Raw genomic sequence first — 24,808 nt, forward strand, 5'->3', positions numbered from 1 at the left:
ACTATACATGCCCTTCTTGTGACTAATGGGAGTGCTTATGGCCATTCAGCCTGTCAGCGACCTTGTTCTGGACGTTATTAATCAAGCGGATCCTACAGAAGTGAGAGCAGCTACCCGTGCGCTCAAAGCTCCCGCCGTTGTTTCAAAAGATCTTCCGGTGTCTGAGCCGTCCTGGGCGTCCAGCAGTTTCTCTAGATTTATGGCAGAAGCTGAAAGCGCAAAGGCGAAAGGGCAGGAGGGTGTTGAGCAACTCAACTCGATGGCCAACCGCTACTCCAAGAAGCTGGACAATGCTGATCTTGGCGAAAAGCTTGAAAGCGCAATCCTCCAGACCTTCGTGAAGTCCATGCTACCGAAGGAAATGGAAACTGTTTACGGCGGTGGAACGGCTGGTACCATGTGGAAGGGCCTGATGGCTGAGCAGCTCGCCAACCAGCTGGCCAAATCCGGGTCTATCGGTCTGGCTGAGATGCTCCTGCCGGATACCATTCGTCCAACTCTCCCTAAAGAAGAGGCATAAATGTCTGAAGTGATCGACAGCGAACGCAACGAGCTGGTTCTGCATGAAGAAAAGCCGGTGGTTCAGGATGCCGAGCAATCAGAGGACAAGGATGCCTACATCCTGCCTGAGGATTACATCGCCCTGTCCAAAAGCATCGACCGTGTAGACAATCTGCTGAACGCAGAAAACGAAGCGCTGGTCGGCAAAGGGGATATCGATCTGGAGGAGAGTGCGTACCTGAAAGGGCGCGCCATGCTCGATCTGGATATGGCTGGTAAAGCCGTTGGCCCGGAGAACCTGCCAAGCGAGATTGTTGTCCGTCTGCAGGACCTTCAGGAAAAGCTGTCAGTCAACATGAAGCTGCTGTCTACCCAGCTGAATGCTGTGAAAGAGGTCTCAGGTATGCTTTCTCAGGTCATGAAGGATCACGATTCCGATGGCACTTATGAATCAATGGTTGGAAGCTGGTAAGAGCGTATGTTGAAAGTTCTCGTAACCGGAGTTTGGATTTGTCTTGTAACGGTTGTTGCAGCGTATTTCACTGCACTCTACAAGACGGATTTTGATCCGATGCTGCAAAAGAATGCGCATCTGGAAGGCTTGGATTATCAAAGCACCCCAACAATCAATGTGCCGGTGCTAGAAGACGGTAAGATCCACGGTTACATCGTAGCTCAGTTTGTTTTCACCGTTGATAGTGAGCTGCTTGCCAAGCTCGCCGTTCCACCACATGCATTTATTGTCGATGAAGCCTTCCGCCTGATTTACAGCAAGGCAGACAAGGAATTCGCTCAGCTGAAGAAGTCCGATCTTAAGCAGCTGACGGAAGAGGTTCGTGATCGCGTCAATGAGCGCTTCGCAACCGACATCGTGCAGGACGTCCTCATTCAGGACTTCACCTTCCACGTGCCTGCGAGTTTGAGGGACAATATCATGGAGAATGCTGCACAGCAGGCAGCGGCTTCATGATGTATCGACGACGATTGATCAGATGAATTGCCAGTATAAGATTTTGCACCGGGCCGTTGGCGCCGTTGATGCCCAGGATGAAGGGCGTGATATCAGAGCCAACGCTGTAGTGGTCATGCGCCCTGCAGCAGCGCCGCCTTCCTATGAGATCCTTTATGCCCCTGTCATGCTCTCACAAGTGTCCACGGGCATGTTTGAGGGCAAGACACCACACGGTGAGATCCGTGTACGTCTTTCAGGGATCTACGGTGCAAAGCGACCGGTCATTCAAAGAGATCAACCGTACCTGCTCCTGTTAGGAGCCAGTGGGCGAAATGCCCGCATTGATGTGTTTACGCCCCCAAAGAGTGGGCAATAAAAAAGCGGAGCATGTGCTCCGCTTTTTGCTTTTCAGTCATCTGATCTGATTAAACGCTGTCGCCAGCCTTTTCTGCCTGCTTCACTGCAAAGTTGGTCAGGTGATCCATCATCTCAACAGTTGCAGCTTCAGCCTTCTCAGCATCGTTGTTTGCCAAGGCTTCAGCCAGCTTGTGGTGACGAATAGCAGAATCTTCGAGCTTCTCAGCACCGCGGAAGGCGCTCCATGCCCGGCGGCTCATAGTCTGCAGAGGAGCCACAGCGCGTGCTGTAAACGGGTTACGGGACACAGCGCAGAGCACTTCATCAAACACCTTGTCAGCCCGCAGGTAGCCCTTCACATCGCCTGCACGTGCCTGTGCGAGGATTTCCTCAGCACACTGATGCAGAGCTTCGCGCTCTTCCGGTGTCGCACGCTTAACGGCAGAAGCCACCAGAAGCTGCTCTAGAGGCTTTCTGGTTTCCAGCACCAGCACGTACTCGGAGGTTTCGATCTCTGAAACGAACAGCCCTTTACGAGGGCGAATGACGATCAGGCCCTCGGTTGAAAGGCGCTTGATGGCTTCGCGCACTGGGGTCCGGCCAATTCCGGTCCGTTCGCAAAGGTCGCCTTCAGTCAGGGCCATGCCCGGAGCAAGGTCAAGGTTGACGATCAACTCTTCAATCAGACGATAAGCTTTATCAGCAAGGCTCTCCTTTTTATGGGTCGCCAGAATCTGCTCAATAGCCATTGGGTTTCTTTCTCATCCAGGCTTTTTTGTTCCCAGGTGCTGCGCAAAAAGTACAGCAGTGGCAGCCCTTATAGGCGGCGGAACAGAAAATTGTATTCTTCACTCGCGTAACGTTGAGTGATCCACGAAAAAAGGGCCTGCGTTCAAGCAACAGCAGACCTGTCATCTCTTAATATCAGGTTTCCCCTTACCTGAGTATACCTATCTTTGCTGATGTTCAGCAGGAAAATAGTTTCCTCTTGGTTTAGGAAAGCCCTGTTTGCTCAGTAATGTGGAGGTTTCTGGTTGGCTGGTGCTTGTTCAACCAACTCCTGAATATCAAGCAGGTGGTCTTTCATCTGTCCCATTGCTGAAACGAGTCGGTCGATCACCTGTGCCTGATTGGAAACCACATCATTGAGCGTTTCGATCGTCTCGTTCTGATGTGCGATATGCACTTCCAGATCGTCGATCCGTTCCTCAAGACTCTTAGTCATAACTTATCCTAGAACGTGCCTTCGCCTGCAGTCTTCCGCGTTAAGACGGAAGCTACGCATACATGTACATGTCACTGAAACAACCTAAGCCAAAGGCAAGCAGCTTCAGTAGGCGTCGTAGCGGCAGAGGTCTTCCAAATGACCCAAATTGTCAAGTGAAGCAATTGCGGCTGCGCAATTAAAATTCAAAAATGCGCAGCTTAATGAAGTTCTATGGCATCTCCTGTGGGTTTATCCCGTGCTTTTTTACAAAGCGGTTTCGATTTTTCGCAATATTACCTATCTGGCTAATTGCAATTTATGGTAATTTCTGATGGTTATCCTATAGGTAAAGATTAGGAAGATAACGAGAAGTGGTAAACCTGCTGACAGTTTAGTGATAGAGTGTAATCACACTGGTGAGGCTTTACGAGGACGTTAGGTAACGTCAATTGGACTTTCTCGATAAGGGGGATGCATGTCTGTCAAAAGAGAAGAAACGCGAAACCCTCTTGAGGAAGCGGAAAAAGCCAGCGGTCGCTCTGATCAGGAACTGTTCGGCATTGGTGATCTGGCTGAAGAATTCGAGATCTCGACCCGCTCCATTCGCTTTTATGAAAGCAAGGGGCTCATCTCTCCTCAGCGTGTGAATGGCGTACGCATCTATAACCGCAAGGACAGGGCGCGTCTGGCGCTAATCCTGCGCGGGAAAGCCATCGGTTCCTCACTCTCCGAGATCAAGCACTTCCTCGACCTCTATGGTCAGCACGGGGAAGGGCACCGTCAGCAGCTTGAATACCTCGCTTCGCGAACAGGGGAAGTCCTCAAGGAGCTCAGTGCAAGAAAAGATGCATTGGAAGTGACTATTTCTGAGATCCAGTCCATACATGACGAGTGTATGGCCAAGCTTACAGAAGAATAAACTCAGCCCAAAACTGTTGGAATTACAGGCTTGTGTGACACGCTTTACGTGTGTCTGCAGGCCCGTAGTCGTATAAGCTCCTGATAGTATTGTGTAAAAACTGTATAAATATTCGTCTCCGATTCTAAAGTATAATTACCTCCTCGCGAATATGTGGTAAGAATACCTATGTAATTTCAGGTAAGTAAGAAGGAATAAAACAACCTGAAGATGCAGTTCTAGGTAGTCGTACCGATTAGACAGTGCTTCTGAAATTTTTAATTATTTCCGAAGTCAGAAACGAAACTTAATGCTCTAAAATCATCTGTCGAAGAATTAATCGCACATACTTGTGCGGTGTCGGTGATTTGGTTTGAGCTATGAGTGAGTAATCTCGTCGCGGAATTACGTGCAAGCCGAAATCGAAAAGCCCGAAGGATGCTCGTCCTCGCAGTCATGCGTGTGCACCTTTGCGTTGAGAAAACGGTCTTCCATCCTCCCGCTGCCTGAATAGTCCCTCACGGCAAAGATCCCTGAAGAAACTGCAGCAATAAGCAGTAGTGAAGAACAACTGGAACAAGCAAAAATAACGGAATGAGAACACTGATGTCCTTGAAGAAAAGCCTCTTGCTTGGTGGTAGCCTGTTCGCAGCAGCAGTTGTGGCTGGTCCTGTAATGGCAAAAACTCTCGTGTACTGCTCTGAAGGGTCTCCGGAAGGCTTTACACCGTCTCTCTACACCGCAGGGACCACATTTGATGCAAGCTCGCGTCAGATCTACAACAAGCTGGTAGAGTTCAAGCCTGGTACAACCGAAATTGTTCCGGCACTGGCAGAAAGCTGGGAAGTCTCCGACGATGGCAAGGAATACACCTTCCACCTTCGCAAAGGTGTCAAGTTCCACACCACAAAGTGGTTCACACCAACGCGCGACTTCAACGCTGATGATGTAATTTTTTCATTCGACCGTCAGGACAACAAAGACAATCCGTATCATAATGTGTCCGGTGGTACTTACGAGTACTTCAACGCGATGGACATGCCTGATCTGATCGACAGCATCGAAAAAGTTGACGACTACACCGTCAAGTTCAAGCTGACCCGTCCAGAAGCACCAATGATCGCAAACCTGGCGATGGGCTTTGCTTCCATTCAGTCAGCTGAGTACGCAGACGCGATGCTGAACAGCAAGGAAACCTTCGATCAGAAGCCTGTTGGCACTGGTCCTTTCCAGCTGGTTGCTTATCAGAAAGACGCTTTGATCCGCTATAAAGCGAACCCGGATTATTGGAGAGGCAAAGCCCCACTGGACAATCTGGTGTTTGCAATCACTCCGGACGCATCCGTACGCTACCAGAAACTTGCCGCTGGCGAATGTCATGTCATGGCTTATCCAAACCCGGCTGATCTGGAAGCAATGTCCAAAGATCCAAACATCACCCTCCTGCAGCAGGAAGGTCTGAATGTTGGTTATCTGGCCTACAACACCCAGCAGGCACCGTTCGATAATCCTAAAGTGCGTAAAGCGCTGAACATGGCGATTAACAAACAGGCCATTCTGGATGCAGTGTTCCAGGGTGTGGGGCAGGTTGCGAAGAACCCGATCCCGCCGACCATGTGGTCCTACAACAATGAAGTTGTTGATGATCCATATGATCCGGAAGCTGCAAAAGCAGCGCTGGAAGCTGAAGGTGTCACAGATCTGGAAATGAAGATCTGGGCAATGCCTGTACAGCGTCCTTACAACCCGAACGCACGCCGTATGGCTGAGCTCCTTCAGGCTGACTTCGCAAAAGTCGGTGTTGACGTCGAGATCGTGACCTACGAATGGGGTGAGTATCTTAAGCGGTCTGCTGACGAGAAGCGTGACGGCGCAGTTCTGCTGGGCTGGACCGGTGACAACGGTGATCCGGACAACTTCCTCGCAGTACTTCTGTCCTGTGACGCTGTGGGTGGCTCAAATCGTGCACAGTGGTGTAACGATGAATTTAATGAACTCGTTGAAAAAGCGAAACAGGTATCTGACGTAGATGAACGCACGAGACTTTATGAAGAAGCTCAGGTAGTATTCAAGCGTGAAGCGCCTTGGGCAACTATTGCGCATTCTCTCGTCTCTGAGCCTATTAGTGTTCGTGTTGAAAACTACAAGATTGACCCCCTCGGCGGTCATTACTTCTATGGTGTAGATCTGAAGTAGAAATAATTTTCCGCTGGACAATTTGTATCCCGGCGATGTATTCGCCGGGATACTTTTTTGGAAAAGTCTTCCATACCGCAGGTGGTTTCCTGCGGATAAACAATCCTCTGATTGGTGTGACTGAAGTATGCTTCGTCTCATATTTAAAAAACTGGGTTTGCTCGTCCCGACTTTTATCGGGGTTACATTGACCTCGTTCTTCTTCATTCGCCTGCTTCCAGGCGATCCAATTTTGCTTCTGGCTGGCGAGCGCGGTGTCAGTCCTGAGCGTTACAACGAGCTGATGGTCCAGTTCGGTTATGATAAACCGGTCTGGGAACAGTATCTTTCTTATCTGGGCAATTTGTTCCAGGGCGACCTTGGCGTATCTATCGTCACAAAACAGCCGGTTCTTCAGGAGTTTATGACCCTGTTCCCGGCAACCGTAGAGCTCTCCATCTGTGCGATTATCTTCGCCGTGGTTGTTGGTCTTCCTGCAGGTATTATCGCGGCAGTTAAACGCGGTAAGACTTTGGACCACACCGTGATGACAACAGCTCTGGTTGGGTATTCCATGCCAATCTTCTGGTGGGGCCTGCTGCTGATCATCTTCTTCTCCGGCATTTTGGGATGGACGCCGGTATCAGGACGTATCTCGCTGCTCTACTGGATTGAGCCTGTCACCGGCTTCATGTTGATCGACACGTTGCTGGCTGATGAGCCAGGTGCATTCGCATCCGCGGTGAGCCACCTGATTCTTCCCACAGTCGTTCTTGGCACAATTCCACTGGCTGTGATCGCTCGTCAGACACGATCTGCCATGCTGGAGGTTCTGGATGAAGATTATGTGCGTACCGCGCGTGCAAAAGGTCTGTCCAACTTCCGCGTTATTGGCATTCATGCACTGCGTAATGCATTGATCCCTGTGATCACCATCATCGGCCTTCAGATCGGCGTTCTGTTCGCCGGTGCGATCCTGACTGAGAGCATCTTCTCATGGCCAGGCATCGGCAAGTGGATGGTTGATAGTATTTTCCGCCGTGACTACCCGGTCGTTCAGGGCGGTCTCTTGATGATTGCTGCAATCGTCATGATCGTGAACCTGATTGTGGACCTGATGTATGGTCTGATTAATCCGAAAATTCGGCATACGGAGTAAATCATGGCTGACGTGACACAAAATTCCGCGCCGGATACCCGGTTTGAACTTATCGTCAACTTCTGGAGACATTTCCGCACCAACAAAGGGGCTGTTGCGGGTCTGATCTTCTTTGTCGCGCTTGTGATTATCGCACTTGGCGCCGTGGTCATCGCACCACACTCACCAATCGAGCAGTACCGCGATGCGCTGCTGCTGCCGCCTGCATGGCAGGAAGGTGGGGACTGGTCCTACATTCTCGGCACCGACGCTGTTGGACGTGACCTGCTGTCCCGTCTGATCTACGGCAGCCAGTTCTCGCTGTTCATCGGTGTGGTGGTTGTTTCTGTAGCGCTCGTTGTTGGCGTCTGCCTCGGTCTTGTGGCTGGTACGTTTGGTGGTTGGATTGATACCATCATCATGCGCATCATGGACATCATCCTGGCGTTCCCATCCTTGCTGCTGGCTCTGGTGCTTGTTGCAATCCTCGGTCCATCGCTCATCAACGCGATGATCGCGATCGCGATTGTTCAGCAGCCATACTACGTGCGTCTGACCCGTGCATCTGTGATGTCCGAGATGAGCCGCGAGTATGTGATGGCCGCACGCGTGTCCGGTGTTGGCACTCTGCGTCTGATGTTCGTGACCGTGCTGCCAAACTGCATGGCACCGCTCATCGTTCAGGCTGCGCTGTCCTTCTCCACCGCGATCCTCGATGCTGCAGCTCTCGGCTTCCTCGGCATGGGTGCGCAGGCTCCGGATCCGGAGTGGGGCACTATGCTTGCTGAATCCCGTGAGTTCATCCTGCGTGCGCCATGGGTCGTGACCTTCCCGGGTCTTGCGATCCTGTCTACCGTGCTGGCGATCAACCTGATCGGTGATGGTCTGCGTGACGCACTCGATCCTAAGCTGAAGAGGAGCTGATCATGGCCCTTCTTGAAATTGAAAACCTCACAGTTGAATTCGACACAGTCGATGGGCGTTTTCGTGCTCTGGATGGTGTGAGTTATTCCATCGAGGCAGGCGAAGTGCTTGCCGTTGTGGGCGAGAGTGGCTCCGGTAAATCCGTCGCCATGCTTGCTGTGATGGGCCTTTTGGCAAATAATGGTCACCTGTGGGCCGATAAGCTGGAGTTTGAAGGCTACGACCTTCTGACCATGTCTGCAAAACAGCGCCGTGAGATCATTGGTAAAGACATTTCCATGATCTTCCAGGAGCCAATTGCCAGCCTCAACCCATGCTTCACCGTGGGCTCTCAGATCGATGAGACTCTGAAAGAGCACACCAGCATGAGCCGCGGCGAGCGCAAAGCACGTGCGATCGAACTTCTGGAATCTGTTGGGATGCCAGAGCCGGCAAAGGCTCTGAAAAAGTATCCGCACCAGATGTCCGGTGGTCAGTGTCAGCGCGTCATGATCGCTATGGCAATTGCCTGTAAGCCAAAACTGCTGATCGCGGATGAGCCAACCACTGCGCTTGACGTGACCATCCAGAAGCAGATCCTTGATCTTCTTTTGGACCTTCAGCACGAAAGCGGCATGGGCCTGATCATGATCACTCACGATATGGCTGTGGTGGCAGAAACTGCGGACCGCGTGATTGTGCAGTACAAGGGCAAGAAGATGGAAGAGGCTGATGTCTTGTCTCTCTTCGAAAGCCCGAAAAACGCATACACCAAAGCTCTGTTGTCAGCGCTTCCGGAAAATGCGACAGGAGATCGTCTGCCAACGGTGTCTGATTTCCACCTTGGTGATGGAGGTGCATCCTAATGGCTGGCGATATCATCCTCGAAGCACGTAATCTGGTGCGTGAGTACCGGACCAAAGAAGGCCTCTTCGGCAAAGAGCACGTCAACCGTGCGCTGAAGGGCATCAGCTTCTCTCTGGAACGCGGCAAGACCCTTGCTGTGGTTGGGGAATCCGGCTGTGGTAAATCCACACTCGCCCGTATCCTGACCCTGATCGATCCGGCAACCGAAGGTGAGCTCCTCATCGAAGGCAAGCCAATCGATATTTCCAAGGAAAAGCTGTCCAAGGACATGCGCTCCAAAGTGCAGATCGTGTTCCAGAACCCATACGGTTCTTTGAACCCGCGTCAGCGCATTGGGGACGTGCTCACTGAGCCGCTCATGATCAACACCGACATGACACCGGCAGAGCGTCGCGACAAAGCGATGGAGATGCTGGTTAAGGTTGGCCTTGGTCCGGAGCACTACAGCCGCTACCCGCACATGTTCTCCGGTGGTCAGCGTCAGCGCGTCGCCATTGGACGTGCTCTGGTGCTTAATCCGTCACTGCTCATCCTCGATGAGCCAGTTTCAGCGTTGGATCTGTCCGTTCAGGCGCAAATCCTGAACTTGCTGGCGGATCTGCAGGACGAATTTAACCTCACTTACCTGTTCATTTCTCACGATCTGTCCGTGGTGCGCTACATCGCAGACAAGGTGATGGTGATGTACTTTGGTGAGGTGGTTGAGTACGGCACCCGCGACGAAGTGTTTGGAAATCCTCAGCATGAGTATACCCGTACACTCTTTAACGCGACGCCTCAGGCGGACATCGCGCACATCAAGGCGCGACTGGCTGCTTCTCAGTAAGCTAAGTTAGCAATTTAATATACAAAGCGGCGGTTCCCAAGAGGGAGCTGCCGCTTTGTCATTTCATTAACGATTTTCCCCATTCAGTGCAATGTTGAAACAAATTCTTTGAAAAATACGCAATTAAGAGGAGATTTTACCGACAATTACGTATAAGGTACTCCCGTTTGCAGCTGTTGCGTATGGGGTGTGCTGGGGAGGACACAACGCAGCGGAGGGGAGGCTCAATGTTGTGCTCTATCCGCGCTATTTCTTCCCGATAACACTCTGAACTCGGCTTTCTCCTGGTGGGGAAGTTCGTAGGCTTGAGGTGAGCCTGCGGCATGGCACTGCAAAATCCTATGAGAAGAACTGCATCAAGCAGCTTCGACAAAATGATCAAAGGCCTAAGCTTTTGCATTCACTTTAGGTGATTGGGGACACGAGAAATGAAAAAATCAATTCTTATGGGCAGTGTGTTTGCTGCGACATTGGCGTTTGCTGCACCAAGCATGGCAAAGACGCTTGTATACTGCTCAGAAGGTTCTCCTGAGGGCTTCACACCAGCTCTCTACACAGCTGGTACAACATTCGACGCGTCTTCCCGTCAGATGTTCAACCGTCTGATCGAATTTGAGCGTGGCGGCACCAACATCGTTCCAGCTCTGGCTGAAAAATGGGAAGTTTCCGAAGACGGTAAGGAATACACCTTCTATCTTCGCAAAGGCGTAAAGTTCCACACCACAAAGAACTTCACTCCAACCCGCGACTTCAATGCAGACGATGTGATCTTCTCCTTTGAGCGTCAGGGCAAAAAAGATCATCCGTACCATCTGGTATCCGGCGGTACCTATGAGTACTTCGGTTACATGGATCTGGCGAACCTGATCGAAAAAATCGAACGTGTTGATGATTACACAGTTAAGTTCGTGCTGAAGCGTCCAGAAGCACCAATGCTTGCAAACCTGGCAATGGACTTTGCTTCCATCCATTCTGCTGAATATGCAGACAACATGATGGACAACAAGGATGCATTCGACCAGAACCCGGTCGGCACTGGCCCATTCCAGATGGTTGGTTACCAGAAAGATGCGATGATCCGCTATAAAGCTCACCCAGACTACTGGGCAGGCAAAGCGCCAATCGACAATCTGGTCTTCGCAATCACTCCGGATGCATCTGTTCGCTATCAGAAGCTGAAAGCAGGCGAATGTCATGTAATGCCATTCCCGAACCCAGCTGATATTGAAGCAATGAAGGAAGATCCTGCGATCAACCTGATGCAGCAGGAAGGCCTGAACGTTGGTTATCTGGCTTACAACACCAAAGTTGCGCCATTTGATAATCCAAAAGTTCGCCGTGCTCTGAACGCAGCAATGAATAAGGATGCGATCATCGACGCAGTCTTCCAGAGTGCTGGTAAGGTTGCTAAAAACCCACTTCCACCAACAATCTGGTCATACAACGATTCTATCGAAGATGATGTTTATGACGTGGAAGCTGCAAAAGCTGCTCTGGCAGCAGAAGGCGTTAAAGATCTCAAGATGAAGATCTGGGCAATGCCAGTTCAGCGTCCTTACAACCCGAACGCACGTCGTATGGCTGAAGTTATTCAGTCCGACTTTGCTGAGGTCGGTGTAGAAGTTGAGATCGTTTCCTACGAGTGGGGTGAGTACCTGAAGCGCTCTAAGGAAGAAGATCGTGACGGTGCTGTTCTTCTCGGCTGGACCGGTGACAATGGTGACCCAGACAACTTCCTTGCTGCTCTTTTGAGCTGTGAAGGCGTTGGCGGTTCCAACCGTGCTCAGTGGTGTAATGCTGAGTTCCAGGACCTGATTTCTAAAGCGAAGCTGACTTCAGATATCGCTGAGCGTACCAAGCTTTATGAGCAGGCACAGGTGGTCTTCAAGCGTGAAGCTCCATGGGCAACCATCGCTCACTCAGTTGTATCTGAGCCAGTCTCCGTAAAGGTAGACAACTACAAGATTGACCCATTCGGCGGTCACATCTTCTACGGTGTTGGCCTGAAGTAATTCAGAGCTCTCTGATCTACGAAAAGCCCCGGCCTTGTGCCGGGGCTTTTTTGTTTGGGTATACGGGAGTTGAAAAACTTATCCCCCTTGCTTGAAGTCATGCCCATACTAAACCCATGCCTACGTAACGGGCTGCTGGCGGAGCGACCGTCAGTGTGTCGTAGGCTGGGCGGGGCTATTGGAAGAGGTAACGCAGCTTTCGGTGGTCCGGTGAACCGAACTTCAAACGTGGCCGCATGGTTTGAGGGGAAGGGCCCAGGAATATAGGGTATCACGCGGTGACGGGGACACGAGCACCGGCAAGGGGACTTGCTTTTGCAAATGTGTCTGTCAGAGACGGAGGGACTGTTTGAGTAGGGAAACCTGACTGGATAAGCCACTGTCTTTCCGGGAAACCGGCTATCGTGCCTTATAGGCAAAAGAGGCGATGTTGTTCATCAAAAGAAAGCCCGGGCAAGGCGAGTAGCCAATGCCGAAGAATTAGTTTCAATAAGTAGCGCAGGTATTGCCTGCCGCCTTGCTCATCCCGATCAACTCGGGAACTCCAGCTTCACCACTGCATGGGATGCCATGCGGTGCTTTAAGTGCTTGTTTATTTGTCAAGAAATCAGTGACTAGTTCCAATTGCCAGATGGATCGGCCCACGCAGCTTAAAGTAGCATCATCCCTACACATATAATCAATGGGCTGGGAGAGCGTGAGCAGATGGACAATTACTTAAAAGAGTTTCCAAACAAAGAAGGCTACTTCGGAGAATACGGTGGTGCATTCCTGCCGCCTGAGCTGGTACCTCAGTTCGAAGAGATTGCCAAAGCCTATGACAAAATCTCAGGCGATGCCTCCTACATCAATGAGCTGCGTTACATCCGCAAACATTTTCAGGGGCGTCCAACGCCAGTTTCTCACGCTCGCAACCTGTCCAATCGCATTGGCTCCGGCGCAAACATCTATCTGAAGCGTGAAGACCTCAACCACTCCGGTGCTCACAAGCTCAACCACTGCATGGCAGAGGCACTGCTGGCCAAGCACATGGGCAAAAAGAAGCTCATTGCGGAGACTGGGGCGGGGCAGCACGGCGTGGCACTGGCAACCGCAGCGGCCTACTTCGAGCTGGAATGTGAAATCCACATGGGGGAAGTGGATATCGAAAAAGAGCACCCAAACGTGGTCCGTATGCAGCTGCTTGGCGCAAAGCTTGTCCCGGTTGGCTTCGGTGGCCGTACGCTAAAAGAGGCCGTGGACTCAGCTTTCACCTCCTATTTGGAGCAGGCAGATGAGGCGCTGTTCGCAATCGGCTCTGTGGTTGGCCCGCATCCATTCCCACGCATGGTCCGCGACTTCCAGCAGATCGTCGGGATCGAGGCGCGGGAGCAGTTCACGGAAATGACCGGCAACCTGCCAGATCACGCAGTGGCCTGTGTTGGCGGTGGTTCAAACGCCATGGGCCTGTTCTCCGGCTTCATTCAGGACAAGTCTGTCAAACTCCATGGCGTTGAGCCAATGGGCAAGGGCCCTGAGCTTGGTCGGCACGCAGCAACCATGACATTCGGCAAGCCGGGCATGCTTCATGGCTTCAAGTGCCGCGTTCTGGAAGATGCAGAAGGCAATCCGGCACCAGTTCACTCAATTGCATCTGGTCTGGATTATCCGGGCGTTGGTCCTGAACATTCCTACCTGCACGACATCGGCAAGGTGCACTACGGCTCTGCAACGGATGACGAAACCCTGCAGGCATTCTGGGCGCTATCCCGCTATGAGGGCATCATTCCAGCGCTGGAAAGCTCCCACGCTGTCGCCTACGCCATCAAGCTGGCCAAGGAATGTCCGGGTGAAACGATCCTCGTGAACCTGTCCGGTCGTGGTGATAAGGATCTGGATTATGTGGCTGATAACTTCGGCACAGGCGAAGATCTGAAGATGTAAGGCACGCCATTGCCCCGTTGGATGGGGGAGTGAAGTGTAAGAGCAAGATGCATAAAGGGAGCTCAGGCTCCCTTTTTCAAAGCGAAGGTGTGCCCGTCACACATTCCTGTTTCGGATCGCCATATAAGAGGTGTAAGAAACACCACCTGCGCCAGAGATAAACGCTGCAACATCCCGTGCCGGACCGCCATACATGACAGTCTGGAATACAACGATGAAAAAGAACAGCATCACAGAGGCTGCAAAGGTTTTGCCGATAAACAAGAAAATTCGGTTCATATGCGTGATCCCGACTGAATAACTGCCCAAAGGAGTGAAGCTCATTTTAGAAAGATGACTTGCTTCAAAACAAGGCGTTACAACGCTTTGCAACCAGTGAAGTGTTTGCAAAGTGCTTTAACTCCCATTGAGCCAATATGGGGTAGGGGATTAATCCTACAAGGTAAAAGCTGTGAGAAAATAAAAAAGCCTCTGCGAATATTCGGGAGACTTGAAGTCCTCTGGAAGAGGAATGGTGGGCGATGAGAGACTCGAACTCCCGACATCTTCGGTGTAAACGAAGCGCTCTACCAACTGAGCTAATCGCCCCCGTAGGGTGGTACGCCGTGTGGCGTGATGAGGTGTTTAGGCCCTTTGCCGGGTTCTCGCAAGCCCCCTCAGAAACTTTTCCCAAAAGAATTCAAAATATCTCAGATATATCGTCGTGATGGGTACGGCGCATCCAGACCGGTCTCCTATTGCTTATATTTATCAGAGGGTTGAGCTTGGTGGTAATTCGCATAAGGCATGTTGCTCACAATCAGCAAAGGCTTGCGGGATGGCCGGCGGAACATGAACAGCTTGGCCACATAAAGCCGGTAGGCTGTAAACAGCGCCAGCGAACCACTCAGGCTGATCAGGATGAAGTCAGGCGTCTTGGAGCCAAGGATAGGGGCAAGGATACTGATAAGCGTAGGACCAGCCACACTGCCAGCTGCCCAGATAAAGAGCAGGTAAGTCGACAGCGCAACACTACTCTCCGGTTTCCGTTCAAATGCGTGCGCCACGCAGATCGATTGCAGCGGGAAGGCGAGACCACCAAGAACAGCCAGCACCAGACCCAGCATGGTCAGTAGGTGATAATTGCGCAGGAAACCAGAGTTCCAGCCGGTAAACGGATCAGCAAGCAGGAAGGTCACCATGATTGCAGTGATCAGTGTGGAGGAACCAAGGATCAGCCATCTGCGATCCATACGGTCAGCAAGGGAGCCAAACGGCCACTGGAACATCAGACGCCCAATGTAAAGCATAGCAATCATGAGAGCCGTTGTGCTGCCACCAACACCAGCTTTGGAAAGGGAAAATGGCACAATAGTCAAAAGGCTTGTCACAATCGCACCGGAAGCAAACGCACCCAGGACCGCAACAGGAGACTGCGTCCAGATCTCACGAAACTTCACACGCTTGGACTTGTAAGTCCGCGGAGGCACAGAACGCGTCATGCACAGCAGAACCACAGCCGCCAGCAAAATGGCGCTCAACAGCTCCAGCATCTGCAAAGGAACCTCAGTGTAATGGGCAACGAAAATCTGTGAGAGAATAGCCATTGCACCAATCACAATGGAATTTACGGAAAGAACACGGCCACGGACTTCATCTTTCACGGTCTCGTTCAACCAAGCATCCGCCGTTGCAAACAACATGGCAAAGGCAGCACCCATAAAGAAGCGCAGAACAGTCCAGAAAATGATGCTCTCAGAGTTCTTGAAAAGGAGAACCAACAAGGCAGTCAAACCAGCTGCACCAGCAAAGGCCCGGATGTGACCGATGCGGTTGATCATCCGCACACCGCGCATGCACCCGGCCATAAAGCCAAGCGAATAGGCACCCGCCACAAGGCCAGCCTGTGAGGCAGAACCTCCGATACTGGCGATCTGAAGCGGCAGGCTCGTCAACAAAGCAGAGCTCGCCAACTGTGCAAGAGCACTGGCAAGAATGATCGCAAACAACGAAACAAGTGAAGCTTTTACCATGCAGCAATAGACCAGCGCCTGTCCTGACGCGGTGTTCCTGTGTTGATTTCATTTAGTGGAAAACAGAGCTTTCCGATGCTGGATGTTTCGCAGGGGAATGTGACTGCATTGAGCGAAAATTCGCACCAAGCGGTGATTTTATGATGGGATTTACGTGGGGGAAATACGACGGATTTGCGGCTGCAAACAAAACTGCCGCCCAATGCAAAAGCACAGGCGGCAGATTAATCTTTATCTGTATCAAAGAGTTAGGAAGGAGCGTTCTCTTCACTCAGCTCTTTAACAGCTGCTTCCAGCTGATTGTAATGAGAAATCACCACATCCGGGCCAAGTTCGCGAACCGGAATATCGGTGTACCCGAAATCAACTGCAATCACTGGCAGGCCAGCGTTGCGCGCAGCAGAAATGTCAGCTTTGGAGTCACCTACGAAAATGGAACCGGCACGGGAACCGCCCGCAATGTCGATCGCGCCAAACACTGGCATCGCATCCGGCTTGTTCTTGGAGAAGGTGTCACCACCGACTACCGAGTCAAACAGATGTTCCATTTCCATGGCCCGAACCAGAGGCTTGGCCAGTTTTTCCAGCTTGTTTGTGCAGATAGCGGTTTTCCAGCCTGCTTCTCTCAAGCGCGCAATTGTTTCCAGCGCCTGAGGAAAAGCGTGAGTGTGATCGGCAATGTGGGTTTCGTAGTAACGAATAAACTTGGCAAGCAGCGGTTCCAGAACTTCGTCTGTCACTTCAATCTTGTTTGCCTCAAGCCCACGGGTCATCAGCACTTTCACACCAGCACCCACCATTTTTCTAACCCGTTCAGGTTCAATGGCTTCAAATCCGGCTTCTACCAAAACATGATTCATCGACGCTGTAAGGTCTCCCATGGTCTCCAGGAGAGTACCGTCTAGGTCGAAAACCAGAACTGGTGTTGTCATACTTAAGCTCGTTTCTGTTGAGAAAATCCGCGCCACCCTAACGAAATTCGCCGTGAAGTCAATTTGCGAGGAAAACCTATAGTGTGTTGGGTGGATTGCTGCTTGGCGGGGCTGGCACCTCATGGTAATCAGCAGGAGTTATGTCAGAGTAGACCCAAGCGGTATAACTAGGCAAAATTGTTCTGAATTGTGAATGTTTCCTAAGAAGCTTAGGGTCCGGGGAAGAGAAAATAGTCAGATGGCAATGAGTTTGAAGGCGCAGGCCGCAGCTGCAGCACTCAAGGAAGTTAAGCCCGGCATGAAGCTGGGGATAGGTTCTGGATCAACAGTCAACGAAATGATCCGCCTTCTGGCAGATATGGTCAAGGATGGTTTCGAGATCATCGGCGTTCCAGCCTCCTCTTACTCTCAGGCGCTTTGTGATGAACTGGGAGTTCCACTGACCACACTGGATGAAACGCCGGTGCTGGATCTTGTAATTGACGGTGCGGACGAGATCGATCCGCAGCTGAACCTCATCAAAGGTGGCGGTGCGGCGCTGCTCCGCGAAAAAATCATCGCGGCAGCATCTGGCCGTATGCTTGTCATCGCAGATGAGAGCAAAATTGTTGATACCCTCGGAAAGTTCCCGCTTCCCGTGGAGGTTATCCCATTCGGGCTTGAGGCTACCCGGCAGATGATGCAAAACAGCTTGGACGCTGAGGGGCTGCAAGGCGAGATGATCCTGCGTATGGCAGGTGATAAGCCACTTGTAACCGATAACGGCAACTACATTCTCGATTGCCACCTGAAGGCAATCAGCGATCCGAAGTCACTGGCAAAACGCCTGGAAGTTATTCCAGGTGTCGTTGAACACGGGTTGTTTATTGATATGGCGGTACGGGCTTATGTCGCCGGTACTGATGAAATTCGTGTCTTGGAACCTTAAGCTATCCTGACAGTCATTTAAGGACAGCTGATTAAAATATAGGGGAGCCATTTTATGCTCGCTAAGTTCAAGTCTGCAGCAATTGCAGGTGTCGCATCACTGGTTGTTGCTGGTGTGCTGATTTCCAGCCCGGTAATGGCTCAGGACAATTCCATTTCTGAAAGCCACATCGAAGCTGCAAAAGCAGCCGTTCGTGCAACAAAATCCATCGAGAACTTTGACAACATCCTTCCAGATGTTGCTGAGCGCACGCGCACCCTGTTCATCCGCTCCAATCCGGCAATGAGCGCTGAGATCGACATTGCTGTCAACGAAGCTGCTGTTGAGCTTATCCCACGCCGTCAGGAACTGGACCGCGTGATCTACGAAGTGTGGGCACGCCGCTTCACCGAAGAGCAGCTCAACGAAATCGCAACTTTCTACAACTCTGACACTGGCAAGCGTCTTGCTGACCTGTCCGGCACACTGTCCGCGCTGACCATCGGTGCAGCAAAGCAGTGGGGCGACGCAATCAGTACCGACATGGTTGCGATCGCACGTCAGAAACTTGCTGCGATGGCTGCTCAATAAGCGATCACGAAATCGCCATCCAAAATGAACAGTTAGATCAGATACGCCCCTTGAAATTTGGGCGTATCTGGCCCAAGTCTGAGCCTACGTTTTTATAAGACAAGACCTTAGAGCGAAACGAAACGTCGTTGCATAAGGTTCTATTGCTAACGAAAGTGGGCTGTAATGACTAATTTCGACTACGATCTCTTTGTTATTGGGGCTGGTTCCGGCGGTGTGCGCGCAGCACGTATCGCAGCAACCCATGGCGCCCGTGTTGGTATTGCTGAAGAATTTCGCTACGGCGGTACCTGCGTAATCCGCGGCTGCGTTCCAAAAAAACTCTTTGTATATGCCTCCAAGTTCACGGAAGAATTCGCCAACGCTGACGGGTATGGCTGGAGCCTGAACGGCACGCCGACCTTCTACTTTGATAAGCTGGTTGAAAACAAAGACAAGGAAATCACCCGCCTCGAAGGCATCTACCGCCGCAACCTGGACAAGTCCGGTGTTGAACTACACGACAGCCGTGCTGTGATCGAAGGCCCGAACACCGTTCGCTTGCTCTCCACCGATCAGGTTATCACAGCTGAACGCATTCTCGTTGCTGTTGGTGCAACGCCAAACGTGGATGCTGGCCTTGTTGGCTGTGAGCACACAATCACGTCCAACGAAGCATTCCATCTCTCCGAGTTCCCGAAACGCACCATTGTTGTTGGTGGCGGCTACATCGCGGTCGAGTTCGCTGGCATCTTCAACGGAATGGGCTCTGAAACCACGCTGGTTTACCGTGGCGAAGAGATCCTGCGCGGTTTTGATATGGATCTGCGCACCGGTCTGCATGAGCAGATGGAAGAAAAAGGCATCACAGTCAAAACCAAGTCCACCATCGCTTCTATTGAGAAGCATGAGGGCGGTCTGACAGTGACCACTCATGCTGGTGAAGTGATCGAGGCAGATCAGGTGCTTTATGCAATCGGTCGTCGTCCAAACACAGCAGGCCTCGGCCTCGAAGAAGCTGGTGTTGAGCTAGATAAGGCAGGGGCAGTTGTTGTTACCCCGCAGAGCCAGAGCTCCGTTCCAAGCATCTTTGCGGTCGGTGACGTAACCAACCGCGCCAACCTGACCCCAGTTGCGATCCGCGAAGGTCATGCGTTCGCTGACAGCACTTATGGTGACAAAGAATGGCACGTGGATCACTCCATGATCCCAACCGCTGTCTTCTCCCAGCCAGAAATCGGCACTGCCGGCCTGACGCAGGAAGAAGCCGAAGCGCGCTTTGACAATATTGATATCTACACTTCCTCCTTCCGTCCGATGAAGAACACACTTTCCGGCAAGCCAGGCAAGATGTTCCTCAAGATGCTGGTGGATGCAGACACCGATAAGATCCTCGGCATTCACATCATGGGCCCAGATTCTGGTGAACTGATCCAGATCATCGGCGTCACGCTGACCATGGGTGCTACCAAGGCAGATTATGATCGCACCATTGCGGTTCACCCAACTGCCGCGGAAGAACTGGTGACAATGCGCGAACCAACTGAGCGTATCCGCAAGAATTAAACTTTAGTCGACTTTCAAAGAACCGCTAGTCCTTGCTAGCGGTTCTTCTTTGCCTTGCGACAAGAGCAGGGCATCTCTCAAGTTTTGATAGGAATACCCGTGACTGACCTCACACAGGACCAGATTTGCTATTTTGGTTATGGCTCACTTGTAAACGAAGAAACCCTGCCAACCGGCACAACCGTGATTGCCGGGCAGCTGAGTGGATGGAAACGGGAATGGCGCGGCTGCTCAAAAGGCAAAGAAGGCAATGGCCGCATGTCCGGTGTCGGCGTCTGTGCACTTGGTGTTCGCCGTGAAGAAGGTTCAGTCATCCGTGGCGCGATGGTTCTTGATACCAAAGCCAACCTGCCGGCACTAGACAAACGCGAATGGCACTATTCCCGCAAGTCTCTGACTGAAGGAAGCTTCGTGCCAGACTGTGGCAGACAAATGCCTGTGGACACGTTCCTCTATCAGGTTCAGGACCAGTACGCCCACTGGGGCAATGATGAGCACCCAATCCTGCAGAGTTATGCAGACTGCGTCATGGCTGGTTTCTACCGCCTGTGGGGGCAGGAGGGCCTGGAGCACTTTGTGGAGACCACCGATGGGTGGGACCGCGTGCCGATCCTGAAGGACCGCGAAGATCCGTACTATCCACGGGCAATCGTGCTCTCAAAAGAGTTGGCCGCGACCATTGACGATCTGCTCAAATCTGTGAATGCTCAATATTTAAATCGCTGAAATATGCCTTGAGGATCAGCAGTGTGAACGCTTCATGTATCTTTACACAAGTGTTCATCCGCGATCCAAAAGGATGCTTTGAAATAATTCTCTACCAAGTTTCGATTCTTTGGAACATAATAGCTCTAAAGGAGATTGGTTTGATGGATTCTCGTGAGAGCTGAATTTTTTGAGGTATCCTCAACCTACAGCGATAAAACAACGTATACGTACCCCTAGTCAGACAAACGGGCGGCGTGTATAAGCCTTTCTGGGCTTTTGTCAGAAAATGAGAACTGCTCGAAAGAATTATAGCTGCCAAAGACAAGTGCATTGGGCGCGCTGGCAGCATTCCGTATTGATGGAGTTTTAAAATGGCGGAGAAATGGACACCGGATTCCTGGCGATCAAAACCGATCGTGCAGGTGCCGGACTATCCAGATAAGGAAGCATTGGCAGACGTTGAAAGTCGCCTCGCATCTTATCCGCCGCTCGTGTTTGCAGGTGAGGCGCGCAAGTTGAAAGCGCAGCTCGCTGATGTTGCCGAGGGGCGTGGATTCCTCTTGCAAGGTGGTGATTGTGCGGAAAGCTTTGCGGAGCACCACGCTGATCACATCCGCGACTTTTTTAGAGCATTCCTGCAGATGGCTGTGGCCCTTACCTATGGTGCTCAGCAGCCGGTTGTGAAAGTAGGCCGTATTGCAGGTCAGTTCGCAAAGCCACGTTCTTCCAACATTGAGAAGAAAGATGGCATCGAGCTGCCAAGCTACCGTGGTGACATCATCAACGGTATCGAGTTCAACGAAGAGTCTCGTATCCCGGATCCTGAGCGTCAGGTGAAGGCATACCGTCAGTCTGCTGCGACCCTGAACCTGCTGCGTGCATTCGCACAGGGTGGTTTTGCAAACCTTGACCACGTGCACCAGTGGATGCTCGGCTTCGTAAAAGACAGCCCGCAGGCACACCGCTATCAGGAAATGGCAGACCGTATCTCTGATGCGCTGTCCTTCATGCGCGCTTGCGGCATTGATCCGGACAACACACCTCAGCTGCGTTCCACCGAGTTCTTCACCAGCCACGAAGCGCTGCTTCTGGGCTATGAAGAAGCTCTGACCCGTATCGATTCCACCACTGGCGAATGCTACGCAACTTCCGGCCATATGCTTTGGATCGGTGACCGTACCCGTCAGCTGGATCATGCACACGTTGAGTTCTTCCGTGGCATCAAGAACCCGATTGGCCTGAAATGTGGTCCATCTCTTGATCCTGAAGATCTGATCAAGCTGATCGATGTTCTGAACCCTGAAAACGAAGCTGGTCGTCTGACACTGATCACCCGCTTCGGTCATGACAAGGTATTCGAACATCTGCCAGCAATGGTTCGCGCTGTTGAGCGTGAAGGTAAGAAAGTCGTCTGGTCCTGTGACCCGATGCACGGCAACACCATCACCGCAAACGGCTACAAGACCCGTCCATTCGAGCGTATCCTGCGTGAAGTGGAAGCATTCTTCGCGGTTCACCGCGCTGAAGGCACCCACGCTGGTGGTGTTCATGTTGAGATGACTGGTCGCAACGTGACTGAATGTACCGGTGGTGCACGTGCACTGTCTGCAGAACAGCTCGGTGATCGTTACCACACACATTGTGATCCGCGTCTCAATGCAGATCAGGCTCTGGAACTGGCGTTTACAATCGCTGAGAACCTCAGAAAAGAATCTGAATCTCGCGTTGCAGTGAACACTTAACTCTATCTAGAGTATTCAATTGATGATCAGGGGTTGCACATTGTGCAGCCCCTCTTTTTTTGATAAATACTCATATGCGATGCACATAGAAAATTGGAATTATGTGCTTCCTGCCTTTAACAGCTCGGTTTATTTCTGGGTTTTTTCGCCCTCAGGGAGAGTTTGTTGCTTCAGAGCGATTCTTTGTTGTCTGGCTATTCAATCCTCATTGTAGATGACAACAACTACATGCGTTCCATCTTGCGCACCATGGTCTCCGGCTTTGGTGTCCGCTCGATTTATGAGGCAGGAGACGGGGCAGACGCGATCGCAATTCTGCTTGATCGCCGACCAGACATCGTTTTGTGCGACTGGATCATGCATCCCATCGATGGCAATGACTTCCTCCGTATCCTGCGGCAGGATCAGGATTCTGAAATCGCCAAAACACCGGTGATCGTTATCACCGCAGATTCCCGGCGCTCCGTGGTCGTTGCCGCGCGCAATGCGGGCGTAAATTACTTTCTTGCCAAACCAATCGCCCCAGCCATTCTGTATGACCGCCTGAAGGCGATTGTCATGCAGGGGGATGAGTGCGTTCAGGCCAGAGACATGGCGCAATTGCCCATGGGCACACGCCTGCAGCAGCATCTGGACGTGATGGCAAAAGCAAAAGACTCCGGCACCTTAAAGAAGAAGTCCTCTGACTAATCAGAGACTGTGAATCCTTTCCTCCAACCATCAACTATGTGATGGATCGACTTTTCTAAGCTATAAAAACGCTGTACATGAGATGCAAAGCTACGAAAGCTCGAAGCAATCAGGGCAATCCCGTTAACCCATTATAGCCTTTGAAGTTCATATGATGATTAAAGACCAGTTCCGTCTGGCCGTCGTGCAGGCCAATCCGTGTGTAGGTGATATTTCCGGTAATGCTGAAAAAGTGCGGCATCACAGAAAGCTGGCAGCCGAGCAGGGCGCTGATCTGGTCTTGTATTCCGAACTCTTTCTTGCCGGATATCCGCTGGAAGATCTGGTGCTTAAGCCTTCCTTCGTCGCAGCTTGTAAGCGCGAGCTGGAAGCTTTGGCAAAAGAAACCGCAGATGGTGGTCCGGGCCTTCTCGTAGGTCTGCCATGGGCTGACGGAGAGAAGCTCTATAACGCTGTGGCCTTGTTGGATAACGGCAAGGTAGAAGGCCTGCGCTACAAGGTCGATCTGCCAAACTATGGCGTGTTCGATGAAAAGCGTGTCTTTGATGCCGGACCAAACCCGGGCCCAATCAGCTTCCGTGGTGTTCGTCTGGGCGTCCCTATCTGTGAAGACACATGGACCGATGAGGTTTGCGAATGTCTGGAAGAAACTGGCGCTGAAATCCTCCTTGTTCCAAATGCCTCGCCTTACAACCGGGAAAAGACCGAAGAGCGCATGCAGCTCATGATCTCCCGTGTGGTTGAGACAGGCCTGCCATTTGTCTACTGCAACCAGGTCGGAGGGCAGGACGAGCTTGTCTTTGATGGTGCCTCCTTTGCACTTAATCATGATCGATCGCTGGCCATGCAGCTGGGTCAGTTCGCCGAAGAAACTGGCTACCTCAACTTCAAAAAAGATGCTGACGAGAACTGGCTGATCGAGCCTGCGCGCGTCGTTCCGATGCCAGATACTCAGGAAGCTGACTGGCTCGCCTGCGTGCTGGGTCTCAAAGACTATGTCAACAAGAACGGCTTCCCGGGTGTTGTGCTTGGTCTTTCCGGTGGTATTGACAGTGCCATCTGTGCAGCCATGGCGGTGGATGCGCTGGGTGCTGATCGTGTTCACTGCATTATGCTACCATACCGCTACACCTCCGAGGAAAGCATCAAGGACGCTAAGGCGTGTGCTGATGCGCTCGGCGTGAAGTACGACACCATTCCAATCGCAGAGCCTGTAGAAGGCTTCCAGAAGACATTGTCAGGCGTATTTGCCGGCACTGAGAGCGGTATCACAGAGGAAAACCTCCAGTCCCGTTCTCGCGGTGTCATCCTCATGGCGGTCTCCAACAAGTTTGGCGCTATGGTTGTCACCACGGGCAACAAGTCAGAAATGTCTGTCGGCTATGCAACCCTTTACGGCGACATGAACGGCGGCTTTAACCCGATCAAGGATCTGTACAAGACCGAGGTCTACCGCTTGTCTGACTGGCGTAACAAACACCACCCGGCAGGTGTTATGGGCCCGGCAGGTGAGGTGATCCCGAACAACATCATCGTCAAAGCGCCAACTGCTGAACTGCGTGAAAACCAGACGGATCAAGACAGCCTGCCAGAGTATGATGTATTGGACGACATCCTGCACTGTCTCGTGGAACAAGAGTTGAGCCTTGACGAGATCGAAAAGCGCGGTCACTCTGTTGAGACCATCCATCGAGTCGAACACCTTCTTTACATCGCTGAGTACAAGCGTCGTCAGGCAGCTCCGGGCGTCAAAATCACACTAAAGAACTTCGGACGCGATCGCCGCTACCCAATCACCAACCGTTTCCGGGATCGAAACTAGAAACAAACGGGACTTCAGATCTTAGTTTAAGATCTCGCGCACTAGGCTTGATCTCCCGTGTTCAGGCAGGCATCCGGCTTTGCCTGAATCACTTTCTACA

General features: G+C 51.8%; 24 protein-coding genes and 1 tRNA gene. 19 read left to right on the top strand and 6 right to left on the bottom strand.

Translation table 11 applies throughout. From position 1 onward, the window contains the following. The first annotated feature begins 37 nt into the window (after window positions 1-37). Genes AC3CB2_RS03605 through AC3CB2_RS03620 form a run of 4 tightly spaced genes read left to right on the top strand, consistent with a single transcriptional unit; the run spans window position 38 to window position 1,829 of the window. Window positions 38-520, top strand: coding sequence for a rod-binding protein (locus tag AC3CB2_RS03605; RefSeq protein ID WP_008551927.1), 483 nt, complete (start codon window positions 38-40; stop codon window positions 518-520). Then, the gene (locus AC3CB2_RS03610; protein WP_352930788.1) at window positions 521-973 is read left to right on the top strand and encodes a hypothetical protein; all 453 of its coding nucleotides are present in this window, start codon (window positions 521-523) and stop codon (window positions 971-973) included. A gap of 6 nt (window positions 974-979) precedes the next feature. Continuing rightward, entirely contained in the window at window positions 980-1,471 is a 492-nt protein-coding gene (locus tag AC3CB2_RS03615; RefSeq protein ID WP_014285260.1) for a flagellar basal body-associated FliL family protein, read from the top strand. After that, complete coding sequence (locus AC3CB2_RS03620; RefSeq protein ID WP_352930786.1) at window positions 1,443-1,829, top strand: hypothetical protein; 387 nt, start codon at window positions 1,443-1,445, stop codon at window positions 1,827-1,829. Before AC3CB2_RS03615 ends, AC3CB2_RS03620 begins: the two co-directional genes overlap by 29 nt. 49 nt (window positions 1,830-1,878) lie before the next feature. Here the strand turns inward: AC3CB2_RS03620 and AC3CB2_RS03625 are convergent, their stop codons facing one another. Then, window positions 1,879-2,559 carry a GntR family transcriptional regulator gene (locus tag AC3CB2_RS03625; protein ID WP_008551859.1) on the bottom strand — a complete coding sequence of 227 codons (681 nt, stop codon included), beginning with the start codon at window positions 2,557-2,559 and terminating at the stop codon, window positions 1,879-1,881. Between the two features lie 263 nt (window positions 2,560-2,822). Continuing rightward, entirely contained in the window at window positions 2,823-3,035 is a 213-nt protein-coding gene (locus tag AC3CB2_RS03630; RefSeq protein ID WP_008551763.1) for a SlyX family protein, read from the bottom strand. A 457-nt stretch (window positions 3,036-3,492) separates the two neighbouring features. Here AC3CB2_RS03630 and AC3CB2_RS03635 point away from each other — a divergent pair, with 457 nt between their 5' ends. From AC3CB2_RS03635 to trpB, 8 genes are all read left to right on the top strand, one after another. Continuing rightward, the gene (locus tag AC3CB2_RS03635) at window positions 3,493-3,936 is read left to right on the top strand and encodes a MerR family transcriptional regulator (protein WP_014285261.1); all 444 of its coding nucleotides are present in this window, start codon (window positions 3,493-3,495) and stop codon (window positions 3,934-3,936) included. A gap of 585 nt (window positions 3,937-4,521) precedes the next feature. Beyond that, a complete protein-coding gene (locus AC3CB2_RS03640) occupies window positions 4,522-6,111 on the top strand; it encodes an ABC transporter substrate-binding protein (protein WP_008551800.1) in 1,590 nt (529 codons plus the stop codon). Window positions 6,112-6,238: 127 nt separating this feature from the next. Next, complete coding sequence (locus AC3CB2_RS03645; RefSeq protein WP_037037896.1) at window positions 6,239-7,249, top strand: ABC transporter permease subunit; 1,011 nt, start codon at window positions 6,239-6,241, stop codon at window positions 7,247-7,249. Between the two features lie 3 nt (window positions 7,250-7,252). Continuing rightward, complete coding sequence (locus tag AC3CB2_RS03650; RefSeq protein WP_014285264.1) at window positions 7,253-8,152, top strand: ABC transporter permease subunit; 900 nt, start codon at window positions 7,253-7,255, stop codon at window positions 8,150-8,152. 2 nt (window positions 8,153-8,154) lie between these two features. Further along, a complete protein-coding gene (locus AC3CB2_RS03655; protein WP_008552065.1) occupies window positions 8,155-8,997 on the top strand; it encodes an ABC transporter ATP-binding protein in 843 nt (280 codons plus the stop codon). Further along, window positions 8,997-9,824: a dipeptide ABC transporter ATP-binding protein gene (locus tag AC3CB2_RS03660; protein WP_008551751.1), complete on the top strand. Its 828-nt coding sequence runs from the start codon at window positions 8,997-8,999 to the stop codon at window positions 9,822-9,824. Before AC3CB2_RS03655 ends, AC3CB2_RS03660 begins: the two co-directional genes overlap by 1 nt. 428 nt (window positions 9,825-10,252) lie before the next feature. After that, entirely contained in the window at window positions 10,253-11,836 is a 1,584-nt protein-coding gene (locus AC3CB2_RS03665) for an ABC transporter substrate-binding protein (RefSeq protein WP_008551774.1), read from the top strand. 705 nt (window positions 11,837-12,541) lie between these two features. Further along, window positions 12,542-13,759 (top strand): tryptophan synthase subunit beta, encoded by a 1,218-nt coding sequence (gene trpB / locus AC3CB2_RS03670; protein ID WP_352930781.1) that lies wholly within the window; start codon window positions 12,542-12,544, stop codon window positions 13,757-13,759. Window positions 13,760-13,855: 96 nt separating this feature from the next. Here the strand turns inward: trpB and AC3CB2_RS03675 are convergent, their stop codons facing one another. The 4 genes from AC3CB2_RS03675 to AC3CB2_RS03690 form a co-directional block, all read right to left on the bottom strand. Further along, entirely contained in the window at window positions 13,856-14,038 is a 183-nt protein-coding gene (locus tag AC3CB2_RS03675; protein ID WP_352930780.1) for a hypothetical protein, read from the bottom strand. Window positions 14,039-14,271: 233 nt separating this feature from the next. Next, window positions 14,272-14,347: transfer RNA gene (locus AC3CB2_RS03680), tRNA-Val, on the bottom strand. 146 nt (window positions 14,348-14,493) lie between these two features. Further along, window positions 14,494-15,771 (bottom strand): MFS transporter, encoded by a 1,278-nt coding sequence (locus tag AC3CB2_RS03685; protein ID WP_352930779.1) that lies wholly within the window; start codon window positions 15,769-15,771, stop codon window positions 14,494-14,496. A gap of 248 nt (window positions 15,772-16,019) precedes the next feature. Next, a complete protein-coding gene (locus tag AC3CB2_RS03690) occupies window positions 16,020-16,703 on the bottom strand; it encodes an HAD-IA family hydrolase (protein ID WP_041768445.1) in 684 nt (227 codons plus the stop codon). A gap of 238 nt (window positions 16,704-16,941) precedes the next feature. Here AC3CB2_RS03690 and rpiA point away from each other — a divergent pair, with 238 nt between their 5' ends. The 7 genes from rpiA to AC3CB2_RS03725 all read left to right on the top strand — a co-directional run bounded on the left by rpiA (window position 16,942) and on the right by AC3CB2_RS03725 (window position 24,708). Further along, window positions 16,942-17,631, top strand: a complete 690-nt coding sequence (gene rpiA / locus AC3CB2_RS03695; RefSeq protein ID WP_008551913.1) for a ribose-5-phosphate isomerase RpiA — start codon at window positions 16,942-16,944, stop codon at window positions 17,629-17,631. Window positions 17,632-17,685: 54 nt separating this feature from the next. Next, a complete protein-coding gene (locus AC3CB2_RS03700) occupies window positions 17,686-18,201 on the top strand; it encodes a DUF2059 domain-containing protein (protein ID WP_008551909.1) in 516 nt (171 codons plus the stop codon). Between the two features lie 165 nt (window positions 18,202-18,366). Further along, on the top strand, window positions 18,367-19,746 hold the full coding sequence (gene gor / locus AC3CB2_RS03705) for a glutathione-disulfide reductase (RefSeq protein ID WP_352930778.1): 1,380 nt from the start codon (window positions 18,367-18,369) through the stop codon (window positions 19,744-19,746). Between the two features lie 99 nt (window positions 19,747-19,845). Next, a complete protein-coding gene (locus AC3CB2_RS03710; protein WP_352930777.1) occupies window positions 19,846-20,472 on the top strand; it encodes a gamma-glutamylcyclotransferase family protein in 627 nt (208 codons plus the stop codon). A gap of 353 nt (window positions 20,473-20,825) precedes the next feature. Next, window positions 20,826-22,196 carry a class II 3-deoxy-7-phosphoheptulonate synthase gene (locus AC3CB2_RS03715; protein ID WP_008551873.1) on the top strand — a complete coding sequence of 457 codons (1,371 nt, stop codon included), beginning with the start codon at window positions 20,826-20,828 and terminating at the stop codon, window positions 22,194-22,196. Window positions 22,197-22,361: 165 nt separating this feature from the next. Then, a complete protein-coding gene (locus AC3CB2_RS03720) occupies window positions 22,362-22,886 on the top strand; it encodes a response regulator (protein ID WP_208608700.1) in 525 nt (174 codons plus the stop codon). A 154-nt stretch (window positions 22,887-23,040) separates the two neighbouring features. Then, a complete protein-coding gene (locus AC3CB2_RS03725) occupies window positions 23,041-24,708 on the top strand; it encodes an NAD+ synthase (RefSeq protein ID WP_352931752.1) in 1,668 nt (555 codons plus the stop codon). The last annotated feature ends 100 nt before the right edge of the window (window positions 24,709-24,808 follow it).

The organism is Pseudovibrio sp. SCP20, from assembly GCF_057774105.1.